The sequence below is a fragment of the Vibrio sp. 10N.286.48.B8 genome (genome assembly GCF_003050085.1).
GTDB lineage: Bacteria > Pseudomonadota > Gammaproteobacteria > Enterobacterales > Vibrionaceae > Vibrio > Vibrio crassostreae.
Genome location: NZ_PIGD01000007.1, coordinates 80012 through 101514, shown reverse-complemented (window position 1 = coordinate 101514; position 21503 = coordinate 80012). Strand labels below are relative to the sequence as shown.

General features: G+C 44.2%; 14 protein-coding genes. 4 read left to right on the top strand and 10 right to left on the bottom strand.

Going from position 1 to position 21503, the window contains the following annotated elements; all coding sequences use genetic code 11:
• Positions 1 to 298: 298 nt before the first annotated feature.
• Positions 299 to 1711 (top strand): pyruvate kinase PykF, encoded by a 1413-nt coding sequence (pykF, locus tag CWO08_RS10590; RefSeq protein WP_017061403.1) that lies wholly within the window; start codon positions 299 to 301, stop codon positions 1709 to 1711.
• A 176-nt stretch (positions 1712 to 1887) separates the two neighbouring features.
• The gene (locus tag CWO08_RS10585; protein WP_019826885.1) at positions 1888 to 2559 is read left to right on the top strand and encodes a GntR family transcriptional regulator; all 672 of its coding nucleotides are present in this window, start codon (positions 1888 to 1890) and stop codon (positions 2557 to 2559) included.
• 569 nt (positions 2560 to 3128) lie between these two features.
• Here CWO08_RS10585 and CWO08_RS10575 read toward each other — a convergent pair.
• The 10 genes from CWO08_RS10575 to CWO08_RS10530 form a co-directional block, all read right to left on the bottom strand.
• The gene (locus CWO08_RS10575; protein ID WP_108020416.1) at positions 3129 to 5012 is read right to left on the bottom strand and encodes a GGDEF domain-containing protein; all 1884 of its coding nucleotides are present in this window, start codon (positions 5010 to 5012) and stop codon (positions 3129 to 3131) included.
• A 113-nt stretch (positions 5013 to 5125) separates the two neighbouring features.
• Complete coding sequence (gene ilvN / locus CWO08_RS10570) at positions 5126 to 5620, bottom strand: acetolactate synthase small subunit (RefSeq protein ID WP_008219984.1); 495 nt, start codon at positions 5618 to 5620, stop codon at positions 5126 to 5128.
• A gap of 1 nt (position 5621) precedes the next feature.
• Positions 5622 to 7361 carry an acetolactate synthase 3 large subunit gene (locus CWO08_RS10565; protein WP_048657996.1) on the bottom strand — a complete coding sequence of 580 codons (1740 nt, stop codon included), beginning with the start codon at positions 7359 to 7361 and terminating at the stop codon, positions 5622 to 5624.
• A gap of 460 nt (positions 7362 to 7821) precedes the next feature.
• Complete coding sequence (locus CWO08_RS10560; protein ID WP_102433152.1) at positions 7822 to 9630, bottom strand: long-chain fatty acid--CoA ligase; 1809 nt, start codon at positions 9628 to 9630, stop codon at positions 7822 to 7824.
• 201 nt (positions 9631 to 9831) lie between these two features.
• Entirely contained in the window at positions 9832 to 10791 is a 960-nt protein-coding gene (gene leuO, locus CWO08_RS10555; RefSeq protein WP_019826889.1) for a transcriptional regulator LeuO, read from the bottom strand.
• 346 nt (positions 10792 to 11137) lie between these two features.
• Positions 11138 to 12208 carry an MJ1255/VC2487 family glycosyltransferase gene (locus tag CWO08_RS10550; protein WP_108020415.1) on the bottom strand — a complete coding sequence of 357 codons (1071 nt, stop codon included), beginning with the start codon at positions 12206 to 12208 and terminating at the stop codon, positions 11138 to 11140.
• A gap of 54 nt (positions 12209 to 12262) precedes the next feature.
• The gene (locus CWO08_RS10545; RefSeq protein ID WP_102432783.1) at positions 12263 to 12787 is read right to left on the bottom strand and encodes a phosphatase PAP2 family protein; all 525 of its coding nucleotides are present in this window, start codon (positions 12785 to 12787) and stop codon (positions 12263 to 12265) included.
• Positions 12788 to 12995: 208 nt separating this feature from the next.
• Entirely contained in the window at positions 12996 to 16103 is a 3108-nt protein-coding gene (locus CWO08_RS10540) for an efflux RND transporter permease subunit (RefSeq protein WP_108020414.1), read from the bottom strand.
• A complete protein-coding gene (locus CWO08_RS10535) occupies positions 16100 to 17437 on the bottom strand; it encodes an efflux RND transporter periplasmic adaptor subunit (RefSeq protein WP_108020413.1) in 1338 nt (445 codons plus the stop codon). Before CWO08_RS10535 ends, CWO08_RS10540 begins: the two co-directional genes overlap by 4 nt.
• Positions 17437 to 18096: a TetR/AcrR family transcriptional regulator gene (locus CWO08_RS10530; RefSeq protein WP_017077646.1), complete on the bottom strand. Its 660-nt coding sequence runs from the start codon at positions 18094 to 18096 to the stop codon at positions 17437 to 17439. Before CWO08_RS10530 ends, CWO08_RS10535 begins: the two co-directional genes overlap by 1 nt.
• A 568-nt stretch (positions 18097 to 18664) precedes the next feature.
• On the opposite strand from CWO08_RS10530, the gene leuA reads away from it, so the two are divergent.
• Positions 18665 to 20212 (top strand): 2-isopropylmalate synthase, encoded by a 1548-nt coding sequence (gene leuA / locus CWO08_RS10525; protein WP_108020412.1) that lies wholly within the window; start codon positions 18665 to 18667, stop codon positions 20210 to 20212.
• A 98-nt stretch (positions 20213 to 20310) separates the two neighbouring features.
• The gene (gene leuB, locus CWO08_RS10520; protein WP_108020411.1) at positions 20311 to 21402 is read left to right on the top strand and encodes a 3-isopropylmalate dehydrogenase; all 1092 of its coding nucleotides are present in this window, start codon (positions 20311 to 20313) and stop codon (positions 21400 to 21402) included.
• Positions 21403 to 21503 lie beyond the last annotated feature (101 nt).

Sequence of the window (21503 nt, the reverse complement as noted above, 5' to 3'; positions counted from 1 at the left end):
ATATTGAACTCATTAGGTGGTAGAATCCGCACCCGAAAAGAAAAAAAATTACAAAACTGACTGTTATTTTTTTGCAACTTACCACCTATATAGTGGGGTAAGTCACAGAAAACCGATATTGAATCAAATTCTTTTGGTCATAAAATGACTAAAACTGATGAAAGACTTACAACTCTGAAGGACATATTGGAAGTCCCGCGCTTTTACACAACAGGCACAAAATGTTGATGTAGCGGACCAATCTTCAGAACTTAAATAAATTTCAAATTGTAACAATACTTACCGGAGAGTACCTTCCATGAAAAAGACCAAAATCGTATGTACGATTGGCCCTAAAACTGAATCTGTAGAGAAGCTAACTGAACTAGTAGATGCTGGCATGAACGTTATGCGTCTTAACTTCTCTCACGGTGATTTCGCAGAGCACGGCACTCGTATCGCGAACTTCCGTAAAGTAATGGAAAACAAAGGTGAGCAACTTGCTATCCTTCTAGATACTAAAGGTCCAGAAATCCGTACTATCAAACTTGAAGATGGTAACGACGTAGATCTAGTAGCTGGTCAAGAGTTCACTTTCACAACTGACGCAACAGTTGTTGGTAACAAAGACGTAGTAGCAGTAACTTACCTAGGTTTCGCTAAAGACCTAACAGCGGGTAACACTATCCTTGTTGATGACGGCCTAATCGAAATGGAAGTTATCGCAACAACAGAAACTGAAGTTAAGTGTAAAGTTCTTAACAACGGTGCTCTAGGCGAAAACAAAGGTGTTAACCTTCCTGGCGTTTCTGTTCAACTTCCTGCTCTTTCTGAGAAAGACAAAGCTGACCTTAAGTTTGGTTGTGAGCAAGGCGTTGATTTCGTTGCTGCTTCTTTCATCCGTAAAGAAGAAGACGTTAAAGAAATCCGTGAGCTTCTAAACGCTAACGGCGGCGAGAACATCCACATCATTTCTAAGATTGAAAACCAAGAAGGTGTTGATAACTTCGATTCAATCCTTGAAGCTTCTGACGGCATCATGGTTGCTCGTGGTGACCTAGGTGTTGAAATCCCAGCTGAAGAAGTAATCTTCGCTCAGAAGATGATGATCGAGAAGTGTAACCGCGCACGTAAGATGGTTATCACAGCAACTCAAATGCTTGACTCTATGATCAGCAACCCACGTCCAACTCGTGCTGAAGCGGGTGACGTTGCGAACGCAATTATGGATGGTACTGATGCAGTAATGCTTTCTGGTGAAACTGCTAAAGGTAAGTACCCAGTTGAAGCTGTTACTATCATGGCTCAAATCGCGAACCGTACTGATTCAGCTCTTAAAGCTGAGCTAGGTTCTCGTCTAGACAGCCCACGTCTACGCATCACTGAAGCAGTATGTAAAGGCGCTGTAGACACAGCAGAGAAGCTAGCTGCTCCTCTAATCGTTGTTGCAACTGAAGGCGGTAAGTCTGCACGTTCAGTACGTAAGTACTTCCCAACTGCAAACATCCTTGCTCTAACAACTAACGAAAAGACAGCTGCACAGCTAGTTCTTACTAAAGGTGTTAAGCCTGTTCTTGTTGACTCTATCGAGAACACAGACGCGTTCTACATCAACGGTAAAGAAATCGCTCTACAATCTGGCCTAGGTAACAAAGGCGACATCGTAGTTATGGTTTCTGGTGCTCTAGTAGCTTCTGGTACTACAAATACGGCATCTGTTCACGTTCTATAAGAATGAACCGATTCGCATAAAATATAAAAGAGGGCTTCGGCCCTCTTTTTTTATGAAACAAAATCTTGCCTAACTTTTCAGTACGCTGTATTATCAATCACAATAGAACTACGTACTGTTAACTTCCAATTGGCTCTTTCTAAGAGACGGATTAGCAGACTAGAAATCATATATAGATGAGGTTTGTAATGTCTAGTCCTACGCTCACTGACAAAGTATCAAAGATGATTCGCCAAGATATTCTTAATGGTGAGTTAACCCCAGGTCAAAAGCTCGTTGTTGCTGATCTAAAAGCACGCTACAACGTTGGCGCATCTCCTATTCGCGAAGCCTTGGTACAGTTATCTTGGAGCAAATACGTAAAACTAGAGCCACAGAAAGGCTGCTGGGTATCTCCTGTATCAAAGAAAGAATTGAATGACCTATACGAAAGCCTTCGTGTTGTCTCTTCTGTTCTACTAAAAAAGGCGATTTCAGCGGGTGATGAGAGCTGGGAGCTGGATGTACTAACGTCTTACCATAAACTGTCACGAGTACAGTACGTATCTGAAGAGTTTGATTGTGTTGAATGGGAAGAGCGTCACCAACAATTCCACGTTGCGTTACTTGAAGGCGCTGATTCAGAAAACATGTTTAAGTTCTTTGATGACCTGATCAACCAAGTAAAACGTTACCGCTTCCTCGCTATGTCTGCAGAAAGCGCATCAGATGATCTGTTCAATATTGATGAACACGAAATGATCATGAAACTAGTACTGTCTAAGAATGTAGAACAAGCGACTGAACTGCTTGATCAACACCTGCTAGGTTCAATGAAACGAATTGAAGAAGTTATCGAAGCAGCATAATGCCAAGATAGATTCTAACTAAATAAAAACGGAGCCCAACGGCTCCGTTTTTTGTTTCAGTATCACGACTGAACTACCACCCAAAAAACTCTTTGTGATGAGTATTGAGCAGCACAACCATAGGTAAAAAATACAATGCACTCAGCTGAAAGCCAAGAATGGCTAATGTGCCTATGGTTAACCTCACTAAAAAATCGACAAACATACCACGCCTCTTTTAACCAGACTGTATGATCCCCAAACTCTTGCTCCAGCTAACCTAATTCTACTGCTGCCTCTCAAATCATTGAAAAAGCTAGCTAATCAGTTGAATTAAGTTAACGGTGTCATCCTTTTACATCTGGTAAACACTCTATTTATTACATCGTTTAACACGATGTAATCTGAAGCAAAGTAGTTTACTTATTGTTCATTTTAGCTCAAACTTTCACCGGCATTAGACTTTAGTCTAACTGTATAGATTTTGTGACATAGGTCGCTCAAAAGTGAGATTCCTAGAAAAAGGGGGAGAGATAAAGTGAGTCGGGGCCAGCTTGAAGAGGTGAAGCAAAGAGAGGAAAGGATTAAAGCTAAGCGACATCATCGTAGCTAGGACACATAGAGACCGTATTACGACCAGACGATTTAGATTCGTAAAGCGCAACATCGGCACACTTGTATGAGCGAGTACTGTTACTTGTTAAATCAGTAAAGCCAACACTCACCGTGACCTTAGTTCCGGCTGCCAGTTCAATCTCGATTCGCAAGCGATCCAATACGCGCTTTGCTTCCGATAGTGAGGTGTGTGGCATCAACAGTGCAAACTCTTCTCCTCCGACACGTGCAACAAAGTCAGTCCCGCGAAGGCTATCTTGCAGAAGCTTAGCGACACTTGCTATCACCCGGTCGCCTTCGTCATGACCAAGTTCGTCGTTGATTCGCTTGAAGTTATCGATATCGACTAAAGCTAAGCAAGTCGTCGATTCATTGGGGTAACGCTCTACCCGACGAGAATAATACGCGAGCTGCTCTTCGAACTTTCGTCTATTCCAAAGGTTACTCAAAGAGTCACGTTCACTTAAGATCCTCAAACGTACTTCAAGCTCCTTCCTCACGGAAATATCCACCAACGAGGTGATGTAGTAGCTGACTTTACCCGAATTGTTTTTGACCACATGCACTCGCATGATCGCTGTAAAAGGAATACGCAGTTTGTTCTTACACTGAACTTCCCCTTCCCATACTTCTTCTTGCTCTAAATGACTCCAGATAGCCGAACTTGAGAGTACTTGGTCGGTATTCTCAAGCAACAACTGCAGGGCATTCTGACCGATAACTTGTTTTTTGCAGTACCCTGTCATGTTTTCAAATTCGTTGTTGGTCATCATTGTGCGGTGCTGCTTGTCAGAGATCATCACTGCCGACATGCCATTCAATGCGGCGCGCGCCAATTTACTCTCAAGGCTTCGGCGTCGATAGTGCGTCACCAAGTAAGCAAACGGGAAGGCGAAAATCAGCACCGTAATCAAAACAATGATCTCTTCGTAGGCCAAATCATTCAGGTCACGCTCAGCCCGCTCCATCAGTTGCTTCTGATTAAGTTGAATCAGCAAATGGACCTTTTGACTGTTCGCAAGCATAACCGTGTTAAAGGCAAACAAGTTGTCACCTTCAAAAACGTACCCCACCTGCTCATTGGAGATCGCATTCCACGTCTTTGGCGCGATATTTTTCAGGTTGTAACTCTTTCTTTCAGGAATAGCGTCTCCGAACAACTTATCGCTGTTGTTACTCGCGATGAAATAACCCGCTTCATTGATAACTTCAGCTCTAAGGTCGTTATCAGGTGAAAAGCTAAGACGCGACGATAAGCCCCATACATCGAGATTAATGACTAGATAGCCCACTCTTTTGTCAGGGGTTTCTACCGGGGTAAATACACGGATTACTGGCGAATAAGGAAAGGTGACTTCACCATGCTCCGTTTCAAGCTCAATCCCCCAGCCGCCAATCTGTTCGGCTTCTAGTTTTTGAGCGTATTGGAAGTAGTTAGAATCCGACCTATCTTGCAGTTGCTGGGGTAACGTCACCCTACCGGTATCAGAAGAATAGTTAACGCGCACCAGCTCTTTACCTGTGATATCTAATAGGTGAATTTGTGTATACCACTTCTGATTCACAAGAACAGATTGCCAGACCTCCTCAAGTAGATCTTTGGTTTGGTCTGAGGGAGAAGAAGCAAAGTTAACCAAGCTCTGGCTATGACTGAGTAGCTCCATTACCGAGACTAACTGAGTCTTGAGAAGATCATAATCTCGCTTGGCATACACTAGTTGATGGACAGCTTGCTTAGCTGAGTAGTCAAAGCTCTGCTGTTTTACTTCTTTGTAACGCTGCAAATAATACAGGCATACTGCAGAAGACAATATGATAGAGATAATCAGCAATGTAATTATTGATTTTTTATTTCTCATTGCTAACTCAGATGAATGGAAGTGCAGCGCGGGATTATAGCACTCTAAAAAATTAACAAAATTAAAGCCGCTTAAAAAAGCGGCTTTAAATATATTTTTTAAAGACTTATCGTCTAGGCTTTCAACGCACGTTCGCCTCGTGCGATACCAACAACACCACTTCGAGCCACTTCAAGCACTTCTGTTACTTCAGACAGCGCCTGAATGAATGCATCCAGTTTCTCGCTCGTACCCGCCATTTGAACCGTATATTGCGAAGCCGTTACATCAACAATCTGACCACGGAAGATATCTGCTGTGCGCTTCACTTCTGCGCGAGCAAAGCCGCTCGCGCGAACTTTAACCATCAACAGCTCACGCTCGATGTGTTCAAGCTCAGAGACCTCTTGCACTTTTAGTACGTCGATTAGCTTATGCAGCTGTTTCTGGATCTGCTCAAGCTGCATTTCGCTCGAGTTAGTGGTTACATTAAGACGAGACAGCGTCGGATCATCGGTTGGCGATACGTTCAAAGACTCGATGTTGTAGCCACGCTGAGAAAACAAGCCAACTACACGAGAAAGCGCACCAGGTTGGTTTTCCATTAGTAGTGAAATAATGTGTCTCATATTATGTTCTCTCCGTTTTGCTTAGCCACATGTTATCCATACCCTCGCCTTTGATTTGCATTGGGTATACGTGCTCGGTGTCATCCACACTAATATCGACAAATACCAAACGGTCTTTCATCGCTAGTGCTTTTTCCAAACCTGATTCCAGTTCATCCGGAGATGAAATACGCATACCAACGTGGCCATAAGCCTCAGCAATAGCAGCAAAATCAGGAACAGAGTCCATATATGAGTTAGAGTAACGACCTTGATAAACAATGTCTTGCCACTGTTTTACCATGCCCAGGAAACGGTTGTTAAGGTTAATAATCTTAACGGGAATATTGTATTGCAGCGCAGTCGACAGCTCTTGGATATTCATTTGAATACTGCCGTCACCGGTTACTACAACAACTTCTTCGTCTGGTTTTGCAAACTTAACGCCCATACCAGCAGGCAGACCAAAGCCCATCGTGCCTAGACCACCAGAGTTAATCCAACGACGTGGCTTGTTAAACGGGTAGTACAATGCTGCAAACATTTGGTGCTGACCTACATCCGAAGCAACGTAAGCATCACCATTAGTTACTTTATGAAGTGTTTCAATAACTTGTTGTGGTTTGATGCACTCTGAAGATTTTTCATAAGCTAGGCAATCACGATCTTGCCACACCTTGATTTCACTCCACCAGCTTTCCATTGCTTCTACATCATTGGTGCCGCCTTGCTCAACCAGCAGGTTGACCATACTCTCTAGAACTTTTTCAGCAGAACCTACAATCGGTAGATCCACTTTTACGTTCTTAGAGATCGAAGATGGGTCGATATCAATGTGCATGATCTTCGCATCAGGACAGTACTTATCTAGGTTATTGGTTGTTCGGTCATCGAAACGCACGCCAATACCAAAGATCAAGTCCGCATTGTGCATCGCCATATTGGCTTCATACAAACCATGCATACCCAACATGCCCAAAGAGTTCTTATGGGTGCCAGGGAAAGCACCAAGCCCCATTAGGGTACTTACCACGGGTAAATTCAGTGCCTCTGCTAATTTTAACAGCGGCTTATCTGCCTCAGAAATAACCGCACCACCACCGACATAAAGTACCGGCTTCTTCGCTTCAAGAAGGGCTTTTAGTGCCTTTTTGATTTGACCTTTATGACCCGTAACCGTTGGGTTATACGAACGCATTTTGATCGTTTCTGGGTATTCATAAGGAAGTTTGATTTGTGGGTTTAAGATATCTTTTGGCAGATCAATAACCACAGGACCAGGACGTCCTGTCGTTGAAATATAGAATGCTTTTTTAACGACTTCAGGGATATCTTCCGCTTTCTTAACTAAGAAGCTGTGTTTAACGATCGGGCGGGATACACCCACGATGTCACACTCTTGGAAGGCGTCGTTACCAATAAGGTTATTTGGTACGTTACCAGAAATAACAATCATTGGGATTGAGTCCATGTAGGCTGTTGCAATACCAGTAACGGTATTGGTCGCACCTGGACCAGAACACACAAGTACTACACCCGGTTTACCGGTAGAACGAGTGTAGCCATCTGCCATGTGGGTAGCGGCTTGTTCGTGTCGTACTAATACGTGTTTAATTTCATTAGTTTTAGCATGCAGCGCATCGTAGATATCAAGTACAGAACCACCTGGGTAACCAAAGATTTGTTCTACACCCTCTTCAATTAGAGACTGCACCACCATCTCAGCGCCGGATAACATTGCTGTTTCAGGTTTTGTTGTCATATTGCTCTCCTCACCAGTTTCCAATCATATTTGGTGAACATGTTGGGCTGGTTTTTCATAGTCTAGGGCTTATTCGTAGCCTAATTCGAAATACTTCCACTTTTTCGGCTATGGCTGTCTGTCGTGATAACAACAAACAGTAATACGAAACAACTTTAACGCTTTATTATCATCTGGTCTAACACCTGTTATTCGGCAACTGTGCCAAAAAACCAACTATTAGCTCAAAGCATCAAATAAAACCCAAACCAACCTTAACAACTAGTTTTAAAAACTAGTACGCGGGCAAAAAAAAGCACTTAATATTTCGATAGAACGCTATTTATCGATAAACAGCGAGCCTGTTGGTGTGCGCTTTCGCACATAGTGCTGTGTCATTAGATACAAAAAATCCCCCTAAAAATGCAATCACATTCGTAGGGGGATTTTTAAACAACTGAAAATTTATCTAAGCAGAAAACTACTTATCTTTAGGCTTTTCGTTGTACATTTCTTCGATTTCGTCTTGATACTTATCGTTGATAACTTTACGACGCAGTTTCTGAGTTGGTGTCAGTTCACCATCATCCATCGAAAATGCTTTCGGTAGCAGTTTGAATTTCTTCACTTGCTCAAACTTAGCCAGCTCTTGCTGTAAGTCATTTACACGCTTTTCTAGCATCTCAACGATTTGGTGATGCTTAACAAGCTCAACGCGATCGTGATACTTGATATTAAGCTCTTTGGCGTACTCTTCTAGCGAGTCATAACAAGGTACAATCAGCGCAGAAACGAATTTGCGTGTATCAGCAATAACAGCAATCTGTTCGATAAAGTGATCTTTACCAATCGCGCCTTCAACCACTTGCGGTGCAATGTACTTACCACCAGAGGTTTTCATCAACTCTTTGATACGATCAGTAATGAACAGGTTACCATTTTCATCAAAATGACCCGCATCACCAGTTTTCAGGAAGCCGTGCTCGTCAAACGTCTTAGCCGTCTCTTCTGGCATCTTGTAATAGCCACGCATCACCATTGGACCACGAACAAGAATTTCATCCTTCGCACCAATCTTCACTTCTGCACCCGGCATCGACATACCAATCGAATCAGGATTAAAACAGCGGTCATCCCAGCAAGATACTGTTGCTGTAGTTTCTGTCATGCCATAGCCAAGTTTTACGTTGATACCGATAGCATGGAAGAAGCGACCAATCGTCTCATCTAGCTTCGCGCCACCACATGGCATGAAGTTGATGTTACCACCTAGCAAAGCTCGCAGTTTAGACAGCACAAGCTTATCGGCTAGTGCATGGCTCTTCTTCAGCATTAACGATGGAGTACGGCCTTCCTGGTGACAAACTGAAAGCTTCGCTCCCATGTTCACCGCCCAAGTAAATAGCACTTTACGGATAAACGGCGCTTTAGATACCTTCTCGTGAATAGCTGAGAAGATCTTCTCGTAGAAGCGTGGAACCGCACACATTACGGTAGGTTTCACATCGCTTAGCGCATCACGCACTTGCATCGTATCTTGCAGGTAGCAGTTGGTTGCGCCTTTATAGAGAACGTAGAACGTCCAAGCACGCTCAAATACGTGTGACAGAGGTAGGAAACACAATGAGACATCGTCTTTACTTAGGCTAAGACGCTCATCGTGGCCTTCTAACTGGTAACCAATATTAGTGTAATCAAGCATTACGCCTTTTGGCTGACCTGTAGTACCAGAGGTATAAATAAGAGTCAGTAAGTCATCCATGCTTGCATCAGTAAGACGCGCGTCAAGTTCTGCTTGTTGTGCTTCAACGCCACGCGCCATGAAGTCATTCCAAGATACGGCAAAGCTGTGTCCTTGCAGGTCGATGTCATCAGACATAGCTACAACAACTTCTAGCTGCTCGCACTCTTCAAACAGGCTAACTGCCGCATCGAATTGAACTTGCTCACCAACGAATAAGATCTTCACATCTGCATTTTGGATGATGTAAGACGACTGCGCTGCTGTGTTGGTTGGATAAATCGGCACAGTCACAAGACGTGCTTGTAAAGATGCAAAATCTGCCACGGTCCATTGAGGCATATTGTTCGAATAGATACCGATCTTATCCTGAACTCTCAGTCCTTGAGCCAACAGTGCTAATGAAAGCGTATCGATTTGTTGTCCAAACTGTTCCCAGCTAATGCCTTGCCATACATTGTCTACTTTGTGCTTCAAAGCTGTACGGTTGCCGCCTTGGGCAATTTGGTCACGAAGTCTTTTTACGATATGAAAATCTAAATTGGCCATCTCTTTACCTTTGGCTTACACCTGTAAGCTTTTTTGAGCGCACAAGTGTACCTCTGATCATGGAAAAGGCAACTGATGAAGCTCAAAGTTATAAGTAATAGTACGTCTCACGCTAAGTTTTCTATCAACAAAAATAGCAGGTACAAAAAAGCCCCAAGCCAGACTCCTAGCTTAGGGCTTATAAATCATAGGGATTAGTGTCTAGTTAAGTGCCACTACTTCGCCACAGATCATCATTAACTGATCTCGTAACCAAATGTGTCCTTTATCCTTTTCACTTGATTCGTGCCAGCTTAGGAAGCCAGAAATCGCCGCATTATCGAATGGGAAATCTAGAATCTGAAGCTGCTCTTTGTTTGCAGCATGTTCAACCATCCAACGAGGAGCAATTGTTACTAGTTCAGATTGGCCTACAACGTAAAGAACGTTGCTCAAGCTCGTACCTTCGTAGAAAGGCGTGCAATCTAGGTCACGGTAAGCTTGCTCAGAGAAGCTACGTTGACCATGGATGCGAGACAGTTTTGCGTGCTTTTCGTTAAGCAGCTCTGCCGCAGAAACTTCACCGTTGATGCGTGGGTGAGAAGCAGAAGCAACCACAACTAACTCGTCTTGGAAGATTTCAGTGCTTGAGAAGCCTTGCTCATCAAAACGAGCGTAATCGATAACGAAGTCGATTTCTTGGTAACGCATACGCTCAGAAAGTTGACGATCGAATTCAGCATCCATGTGCAGTTTAACGCTCGGTGCTTGGTCGTTGATTGTAGACATAATCTTAGGTGCAAAACGCATGTCACAAGGGCTGCAAATCGCAAGTTTGAACAGGCGAGAAGACGACTCCGGAGAGAACACAGAACTTGGTAGTTCGTTGCGTACTAATTGTAGCGCTTGGCGGATTGGACCAAACAACTGACGAGCACGTTGAGTCGGTTGAATACCACGACCTTGACGCATGAATAGTTCGTCGTTAAACATCACTTTTAGACGAGCAACAGCGTTACTTACAGCAGGCTGAGACATACCCAGATTGTGAGCTGCACGTGTAATGTTTTGCTCTTGCATAACTGCATCAAATACAGTCAAAAGATTTAAGTCGACTCCACGAAGTGTGCTTTCCATTCTGTAGCTTGCAATAGCACTCATTGCGTCTTTTTTATCTAACATTCAAGTTGCCTCTTGTCGGTTCGACAGCGTTAAATTGGTAATGGTATGAGAATAGATAACCACTAATTCTTATATTTATCAGACCGATGTTTTTCGGATTGACATTACTATTAACCAATACATCTCGAGCTACCAACAAGATTGATAAAGAATAATTTTATTTTACCTTAATGATTAAATAACTTCTAAAAATCAGTAATTTATAGAGTTATAAAAAAATATAAAAAGCTCAACTTATGAGTTTGATTTCGACTTATTTAGCTGTTCTATCTTTTGGTTACAATTGTTACAATTTATTGAACCGATGAATTAGTTGGCCAGCTGATTCAGAAATAACACTTATGAGTTAGGTGAGCGATGCATAACTTGGAAAGTCTACCTTGTCCCAAAGTTGCTTTCTTAAGTCATCTTGATTAGACCAATTTCCCGCTAATACCCACTCAACGAGTGCACTTGCCACGTCTGGATAGGTGACCACTTCAGCCTGTTTTTCACTGAGCCAAGCACGAAAGATAGCTGCATCTAAAAAGGTCATGGTCTGAGCTAATCCAAGAGCCTCTAGCGTCGCCACATTGCTCTGTTGTTCGAACTGCCCTTCAAGTGGTTTGAGAAGCAATTTCTTCCCTAAGGTTAAAGCTTCAGACGGCAATTCAAAGCCGCCATTTGCGACCACACCTGAGCACTGATTAAGGTCGAATTGGAAGCCCGCATGACTGAGTGGTTTGAACTCAATATTTTCGACTCGGCTATGCTCAATAACATCTGGGTGGTAACAGACAAAGTTGTGCGAAATGAACTTCATCAGCAGCTCTGAGATCGACTCAAGATCCTCAAATGGCAAATAGACCAACGTAAAGTCTTGTGCTGTTTTGGTTTGTTGCTCACCAACTAGCGTGTGAGCGATCGGCGTATGAACAATAGGAGGAAGTATCGGCTGTTCAAAGTGATACCAGTGCAACCCAATTGAGTGCGCGGTTGGGGCGAAATGTTGAATCACTGAATGTTCAATCCAGTTACCCCCTTCTTTGGGTACATCATAACGAAACGCATTCTGGTGGCTTATCCCTATGCAAGGTACGCCCTGTCTTTTAGCTGCCCAAGCGGTCACGGGTTCAAAGTCGTTAAGCACTAAATCATATGGTGTCAGATCGATCTGGTTAATCTCACTCAGAAATCGCCAGATGTTGTTCTTCATGAATGTCTTGCCGTATTTCACCTGCCCCTGCTCACTATAAAACGTTAAGCCACTGCGGGTTTGGTAGTTTCCAAATTCTTCCATCGAGAAGTACTTGCTCTCATCTCTTCCAGAGAATAGAAAGTCGACATCGATATTTTGCTGACGAAACGCGACAGCCATTGCCCTTGCTCGTGTAATATGACCATTTCCAGTGCCCTGTACGCCATATAAGATTTTCATACTTTTTCCTTTAGAGTTGCCACTTGAACGCGGCAGAGATTGCCAAAAAAATGATTACAGAATGAAACTGATAGCTAGACTCGTACAAGCAATGCCCAAGGCGGCACCTATCAGTACGTCTGTTAAAAAGTGCACACCAAGTAAGATTCGAGAGCCAGCGATCGCGATCGCCCAAAACAAACTAAAGAGATATAAGCTCGGATAGAAATGTCCGATTAGGGTCGCCATAACAAAAGCCGCCGCGGAATGCCCAGATGGCAGGCTGTATTTATCGGATGGCACAATGTGGGAATAAAGCAGTGAAGAGAACTCTGCCGGTCTGCGGCGTTTGAGGGTATTTTTCGCGAGCCAGTAGATAGGCAACTCGATAGCAAAGGCGGTTAAACCGACCAATAGAAAATCTCGGCCAGTACTGCTATCAGCCAACAAAGCAATCAATGCAATTAACACGTAAAGGTGTCCATCTCCAGTATGAGACACCGCTTTACTGAGCGTTGCATGTTGCCCGCTATAACGGTTTTTTAAACAGAAAACAGAAAATGCCACATCCCAACGGACAATAGGTTCGATTGTACGCATACGATCTCCTTAACAATCCTTATTCAGTTAAGGCTCAAGTTATGCTCAACAAATGACAGTTAAGTGACGTTTTGAATGAACTAAAATGAAATTTCCTTGGGATGCGCAGTGCAGCCGCTCGGGCCAAGGATATGAAAAAACACCCTATAAAGATAAAGCGGCACTAGGCCGCTTTATTGTTTATTACTTATTTTCTTGCTTCCAATGTCTATAGCGAGAGAGGCTCGTGCTTTTTCACTAAACCAAAGTCCGCCAATATTGCGTAAGCAGCAGGGATCATAAACAGCACCAATAAGGTCGAAGCAAAAATACCAAATACGATTGAAATAACCAGTGGCTGAATAACCTGAGCCTGCAAGCTGGTTTCGGTTAATAACGGTAGTAAACCTGCGGCGGTTGTCATTGAGGTCAAAAATACCGCTCGGAACCGCTCACGACTCGCCTTAACAACGGAATCATGTACGCTATCTCCTTCATCGACATGGTGACGTATGTATTGCACCAACAAAATCGAATCATTAACCACGATCCCAGCGAGCGACACAAAACCCATCATGCTTGGCATACTCAGTGCGTGACCTAACAACCAGTGACCAACAACGACACCAATGAACGCCAGTGGAATCGCCAACATCACAACCACAGGCTCTAAGTAGCTTCGGAATTGATAGCTAAGAATCGCAAACACGCCAAATAAGCCGAGTAAGAAGCCTTTGCCCATAGAGGCTCCAGTCTTAGCCGCATCTTTGGCCTCCCCTTCGAAATCAAAGCGTAAACCCGGGTACTTCTGAATAAGTTTGGCGGCTTCATCTTTTTGGAACTGAGCCAAGATCGCGGATGAACTCGCTTTCTTGTTATCAATATCACCAAAGATACTGATGGTTCTCAGCCCATCAATACGCTGAATTCGCACGTAATTACGTTGGAAATCTAACGTCGCCAACGTTGCTAGCGGGATCTGACTGCCATCTGCGGTGATGATCGGGAAGTTGGCCAGCTGCTGTATGTCGCCCGCTTGCTCTTTATCAAGACGCACTTCAATCGAGATATTCTCAACACCGATTTGAATCTCATCCGCTGTCTGACCAAAGAAAGCCGCACGCAATTGGGAAGCAATCATCTGCCCATTCACATTGTAGGTTTCAGCTCCCGGACGCAGCTTCACCAAGATCTCTTCTTTACCCATACGCATGTCGTCAAGCACGCCGTGCACGCCATCGAACTGATTAAGGTATTCCTGAATATCCAGAGAAGCGGATTTCAATGCACTTAGGTCATCATGCTTAGCTCGAATCTCGATAGCGCGACCACCCGGCCCCATGGTGGGTTGCTTGAATACCAGTGAGATTGGATCTGCAAGTTCACCGATGTCCTCTCGCCATGCATCGATGAAATCATCGATCACCGTATTACGACTCTCTGCTCCGCGTAAGTCTAAGCGCACTGTGGCTAGGTGTGGGCCAGATTCATTGGCATCGGCGTTAGCATTGAATTGGCTAGTTATGTGCTCGACCAGTGTATTGCCTTCTTCAACCTCTTCGCTCCATTGCTTGTTCAAACGCTCAGCCGACGCGACAATTTTATCGACGACTTTTTCGGTTTGAGACAGTGATGCGCCCGGTGGAAGAATGATACGCGCTTCGGCAATATCACCATCCAGCTCAGGGAAAGGTTGAAACTTAACAACCCCGCCAGCAATCAAGGCTACTGAAAGCAACAATAGCGTAATCACTCCGCCCATAAAGGCGTAGCGGAACGTCACGACTTTCTCAACCATGTTCATCAAAGTGGTATTACGGAAGTTCTCAAACTTCTCAAGCAACACAACCTTAAAACGCAGCGCTGGCTTGTCATTCTTTTCTTTGTGTAATGAATGAGATAGGTGATTAGGTAGGATCAGGAAGGCTTCAATCAAGCTCAACGACAGCACCAAAATCAAGACTTGAGGAACGGCCTTAAGCACCGCGCCCATCTCGCCATCTAGGAACAGTAAGCTACCGAAAATACACACCGTGGTTAAGAAAGAAGACAACACTCCGGGAAACACTTTCTTAACGCCGTTGTACACCGCATCATCAACGTTTTGCCCCCGATCTAAATGGGACGCTATCGATTCGGCAATCACGATGGCGTCATCCATCATGATACCAATCGCCATTAGCAAGCCAACCAATGACATGATGTTAATTGATAAACCAAGGTTAGCCATTAAGAATAAGCCACCTAGGAAGGCAACCGGTAAGCCAGCCGCAACCCAGAATGAATAGCGTAAACTGAAGAACAGCCACATGGTGGCAAATACCAGCACAATACCTTGCCAGCCATTGCGAACCATCATGGTAAGGCGATCCCACAGCACAGAGGAGAGATCGTTGGTCATTTGTAGCGTCACGCCATCAGGGGCAATCGCGCTCTGATCTTCAACGAAACGCGTCACGTTCTCTTTGATTCGTAACGCATCATCTTCTTTATTCTTACTGATTTTCAATAGCGCAGAAGGCTTACCATCAAATAACACCTTCTGTTCATCCAGTTCAAAGCGATCGGTGATCTTAGCAATATCCCTCAAACGGATCACAGAGCCATTAGGCGCAGAACCAACCACGATACTTTCCAGTTCAACAGGCGTAATACGTCTCTCGTCGAAACGAATCAGAAAGTTCTTGTCTGGTGTTTCAACGTTACCGCTCGGCAGTTTTACATTTTGACGGCCAATCTGATCTGCGATATCACCGACACTCAAACCCAGCTGACGAATGGCTTGGGTATCCAGTTCAACGCGGTATTGATGATCAGAGAAGCCGCTAACATCGACCAGTGAAACATCATAATCAAGCTTCATGATACGTTTGAGGTCTTCAGCGTAGGCCTTAAGCTCCGGCCACGACGTTTCTGCTGTGATGGCGATATCAACAACCGGTTCATTCCAATCCAGTTCTTGAACAACAGGCGATTCAATCTCAGTTGGGAAATCATTGATCGAGTTGATTTGAGTTTGCACATCCACCAGCATTCGACCGATATCCGCTTTCTCATTCAACTTCAGGATTAGACGTGCGCTACCTTCGATGGCTTCACACTGAGTCTCTTCAATGTTAGCTAGGCCATCGACGGCATCTTCCATTCGTACACACAAGCTTTCTTCCACTTCTTGTGGTGATGCACCGGGATAAACGATGGCAGCCATAATATAAGGCGGATCATAAGCGGGGAAGGTTTCACGCTTGATGGTTGATAATGAGCTTATACCCATGATCAATAACCCAAGCATCAACAAATTTGCAGCTGTTGGGTGCCTAGAAAAGAACTTGATCATGACGCACTCTCCTGAGTATCCGATTCAAGCTTAACCTCTGTAGAGTTCGACTCTTTCAGTAACATGCCTTCGATAGCTGGCAGGACGTCATTAAGAACCAATTTATCTCCCGTTTGTAGCTCGCCACTCACAACCACTTGGTTATCTCTGCGATAAAGCACTTCAACATTCACCACTTGCAAGCGCTGATTGTCATCCATCAGGTAAACCTTGTCACCGTGCAATGCTCGCTCTGGAACCACCCAACTTAGATTCGCGACACCTTCAATCTCAGCTTTTACAAACATGCCGTTGACCAAAGGGGTCGCATTGCTTGGCTGCAGTTGTGAATAGTCTTGAGCGATCTCGAGAATAATTCCGGCTGTCGCTTGGTTTTCATCAACCGTCTCACTGATTCTTGCCACCTTCGCAGGCCAACTCAGGTTCAGGTTGCCGCTGTTAAGTTGAATCGTCGCTTTGATTGGCGCTTCATAAGGATTAGGGATCCCTGCAGCATCGCGAGGGAACTGCTTAAAACTGGAGGCTAAAGTTTGCATATCGTGAATAGAAAGTTGCGCCTCCACTTCCATGACATCAATTCCGTGAGCAACAAACATCTCTTGCTGAAGGTTAACCACTTGGTTTTGTTCGATATCAACTTGAGCAATTCTCATCGCTCTTGGCAAAATGATGGTGGTCTTATCGAGAGAGCGCTGCGCCTCTTTTACTTTAGACACATTGACCTTTATCACCGCTTCCGCAACGCGTTTTTCATCAGGCATTAAAGCGATTTGGTTCGCGATATCCAACACTAGCTTCTGTTGAGACAGTGCACTTTGTTGTTGCAGGTCGACATCCGATTGAGAAGTCAGCCCTTTCTTACGCAGATCTTGTTTACGTTGTAGCTCTTTGTTGCTGATCACTAAGCGATTCTTTTCGATCTTAAGAGTCTGATTCAGGTTGTCTTCTTCTTGATTCAATTTTGCTAATGAGGTTTGGCTTGATTTTAGATCCGCCTCTGCTTGTATCAGTTTCAATTCGTAATCCAATGGATCAACCTTGAGCACAACCGTTCCCGCAGGGATCACCTGACCTTTCTCAAGATCCGGATGACGATAAACGATCTGTCCAGTCACCTCGGCAATCGCTTTCCATTCGACTTTCGGCACCACTTTGCCAAAGCCAACCGCTAACGGTGCTATCAGTTGTTGCTCTAGGCTTACTGTGTCAACTAAGCGAGCTCTATCATCCGCAGGCTTGGTTGGAAGATCCGGCTTCAAGTTAATCGCAACCACAAGGCCAATGACACCAACCGCAAGTGCCGGAAAGAAGAGTAGTTTTTTATTTATTTTCATTATCTTTGGTCCTGCACGGAAGAAGGGCTAGGCGTGTTTATAAAGCCTTCTGTCATCAATTGAATGTTGTGTTCGATTAAACGGTTAAGAAATTCTTCATTAATCTCAATACCATGGATTGCTAATAGAGGGGGCGGCGCAATGAACGGAAATACCATCAAGCTTATATACGACACGCGACAGAGCTTGGGATCCATCTCTTTTCTTAAGACACCTTGTGCCACCAACTTTTCAAAAATGACATCTTGGGCTGGCTTGGCCACATCGAGGAAAACCTTTTCGAGCAACTCTCTTTGCACTTCAGAGGGGGGCATATTCATTACTTGGGCAATCAAGCGAGGAAACTTGGGCACCTTGACCATCTCTTTGTAGTAAGTCCGCATTAGATCAAGAAAGTTCTCATGACTGCTTTCTTCAACCAACCTTTGCATCTGCAATTGCATCGGTCGTAGGGTTTCACGTAGCATCGCCTCAAATAACCCAGCCTTACTGCCAAAGTAATAACGGATCATCGCAATGTTCACACCCGCACGATCAGCAATCAGACGTGTCGAGACCTTGTCGTATGGCTGAACAACAAACAGATCGCGAGCATGCTCAATCAATAACTGTCGAACATCTAAGTTCTGTTGAGGTCGCCCCGCTTTTCGTGCCGTCATGGCCAAAATCCATCTCTATAATTAATCATCCGATTAATTATAGAGATAAACAGGCGTAACAGTAGAAGATTAATTACTCACTATTTAATCAAGTGATTAATTAATTGGGTCACGCTTGTAATTTTTTTGGTGAATCGTTCCATCAAAAAGATTTACTACAAAGTTTTAACCTACACATCGACCAAACGATAAACTAACCCGCCAATACAAAACCACCAATCAGTCGATTTGACCAACTAAAGCACAAAAAACAGCACAAACCAAACCAAAACACTGCCAATGTACGCTGATATTGGATTTTCTTGTTTGACGCTCAGAATAAATTGCGGTAAATATGGTGTTAACAGTTTATTTACGGATATTTGTGTAATGATTTTTTCTTCTTCTCTACTGCTGAAACTTCTCCTTATCGTGAACCAATCGCGCGGGTAAGTTGTGGGTCAAGAACTACACAAATATTAAAACCCGCACTGAGCGGGTTTTTTTGTAACTGGCACTTTTAAAAGAACATCATTCTTAATAATAATTTGGATAGCAATCGATTCATTATCGATATAAGGAAGCACCCATGAACGATCAAGTAATAATTTTTGATACTACCTTACGTGACGGCGAGCAAGCATTGGCTGCAAGCCTTACGGTAAAAGAGAAGTTACAGATCGCTTATGCTCTTGAGAGACTGGGTGTCGATGTTATCGAAGCTGGCTTCCCTATCTCTTCGCCAGGTGATTTTGAGTCTGTACAAACCATCGCTAAACACATCAAAGACAGCCGTATTTGTGCACTTTCTCGTGCCGTAGCGAAAGATATCGACGCCGCTGCAGAAGCGCTTAAAGTTGCTGACCAGTTCCGTATTCATACCTTCATTTCAACATCAACAGTTCACGTACAAGACAAATTACGCCGCAGCTACGACGATGTTGTCGAGATGGCAGTGAAAGCCGTCAAACACGCGCGTAACTACACTGACGATGTTGAGTTCTCATGTGAAGATGCCGGTCGTACCCCTATCGACAACCTATGTCGTATGGTTGAAGCCGCGATTAACGCTGGCGCAAAAACCATCAATATTCCAGACACGGTAGGCTATACAGTACCGAATGAGTTTGGTGGCATTATCAAAACGCTATTCGATCGCGTACCCAACATCGACCAAGCCATCATCTCTGTTCACTGTCACGATGACTTAGGTATGTCGGTTGCAAACTCAATTGCTGCTGTGCAAGCGGGCGCTCGTCAAATTGAAGGCACAATCAATGGTATTGGCGAACGTGCAGGTAACTGTTCTTTAGAAGAAATCGCAATGATCATCAAAACTCGTCAAGAGCTTTTGGGGGTTCACACCGGCTTGGATCATAAAGAGATTCACCGTACCAGTAAGTTGGTTAGCCAGCTTTGCCACATGCCAATTCAAGACAACAAGGCAATCGTCGGTGCTAACGCATTCAGCCACTCTTCAGGTATTCACCAAGATGGCATGCTTAAGAACAAGAACACTTACGAGATCATGACGCCTGAGTCTATTGGCTTGAAAAACAAAGCATTGAACTTAACCAGCCGTAGTGGCCGAGCGGCTGTTAAGAGCCACATGGACGCGATGGGCTACAAAGACAACGAATACAACCTAGATTCATTGTACGAAGACTTCTTGAAGCTGGCTGACCGTAAAGGCCAAGTATTCGATTACGACTTAGAAGCATTAATGCATTTCGCGAACCTACGCGACGAAGATGACTTCTATAAACTTAACTACCTAAGCGTACAATCTGGTAGTGTTATGTCTACCACCAGCATCAAGCTGCAATGTGGCGATGAAGAGAAATGCGAAGCGGCTGTCGGTAACGGCCCTGTTGATGCGCTATATCAATGTATTTACCGCTTAACGGGTTACGAAATTGCATTGGATAAATTCGACCTTACCGCCAAAGGTGAAGGCGAAGATGGCCTAGGCCAAGCTGATATTATTGCTAACTATAAAGGCCGCAAGTACCACGGTACAGGCGTATCAACCGATATCGTTGAAGCTTCTGGTCAGGCGCTACTGCATGTTATCAATAGCATTCAACGTGCCGACACCATTGCTGAAATGAAACAGCAAAAAATCGCGACAGTTTAAATACCCAATAACAGAGCCCTAGAGCCGATGTTATTGGCTTTAGGGACAAAATTTAAAACGAGCCAAATAGCTCAGTAACAAAGAATTAAAGGATTAACATGACTGATAAATCATACAAAATTGCCGTACTACCTGGTGATGGCATTGGCCCAGAAGTAATGCAACAAGCACATAAAGTGCTAGACGCGATCGAAAAGAAGCACGCGATTAGCTTTTCTCGCGAAGAGTATGATGTTGGTGGTATTGCGATTGATAACCACGGCTGTCCACTTCCAGAAGCAACAGTAACTGGCTGTGAAGAATCTGACGCAGTACTTTTTGGTTCTGTCGGCGGTCCTAAATGGGAACACCTTCCACCAAACGATCAACCAGAGCGTGGTGCCCTACTTCCTCTCCGTAAACACTTCCAACTGTTCTGCAACCTACGTCCTGCACAAATCCATAAAGGTTTAGAGTCTTTCTCTCCTTTACGTGCTGACATCTCAGGTAACGGTTTCGACATCGTGGTAGTACGTGAGCTAACAGGCGGCATCTACTTCGGCCAACCTAAAGGTCGTGAAGGCGAAGGCGCAACTGAAAAAGCATTTGATACTGAGGTTTACCACCGCTACGAAATCGAACGTATTGCAAAGATTGCGTTTGAATCGGCACGCCTACGTAACAAAAACGTTTACTCAATCGATAAAGCGAACGTTCTACAGAGCTCTATCTTATGGCGCGAAGTTGTCGAAGAGATTGCAAAAGATTACCCAGATGTCACGCTAAACCACATGTACATCGACAACGCGACCATGCAGCTAATCAAAGATCCTTCTCAGTTTGACGTAATGCTGTGTTCAAACATCTTCGGCGACATCATCTCTGATGAGTGCGCAATGATCACAGGCTCTATGGGTATGCTTCCTTCTGCTAGCTTGAACGAAAGCAACTTCGGCCTATACGAGCCAGCAGGTGGCAGCGCACCAGATATCGCAGGTAAGAACATTGCAAACCCAGTAGCGCAAATCCTTTCTGCAGCACTAATGCTTCGTTACAGCCTAGGCGAAGAAGCGGCAGCACAAGACATCGAAGCAGCGGTATCTAAAGCGCTTTCAGCAGGCGAGCTAACAGCAGACCTTGCAGGTAAAAACCAAGCACTGACTACCTCTGAAATGGGTGACAAGATCGCTGAGTACATCTTAGTTTCATAAGCTAAATGCTCCGATTAAAAGCAAGTACATAAGAATAATATCAAGCCAAGTCAGCGTAAACCGCATGACTTGGCTCGAAACAAACACTGGGACTGATGCTC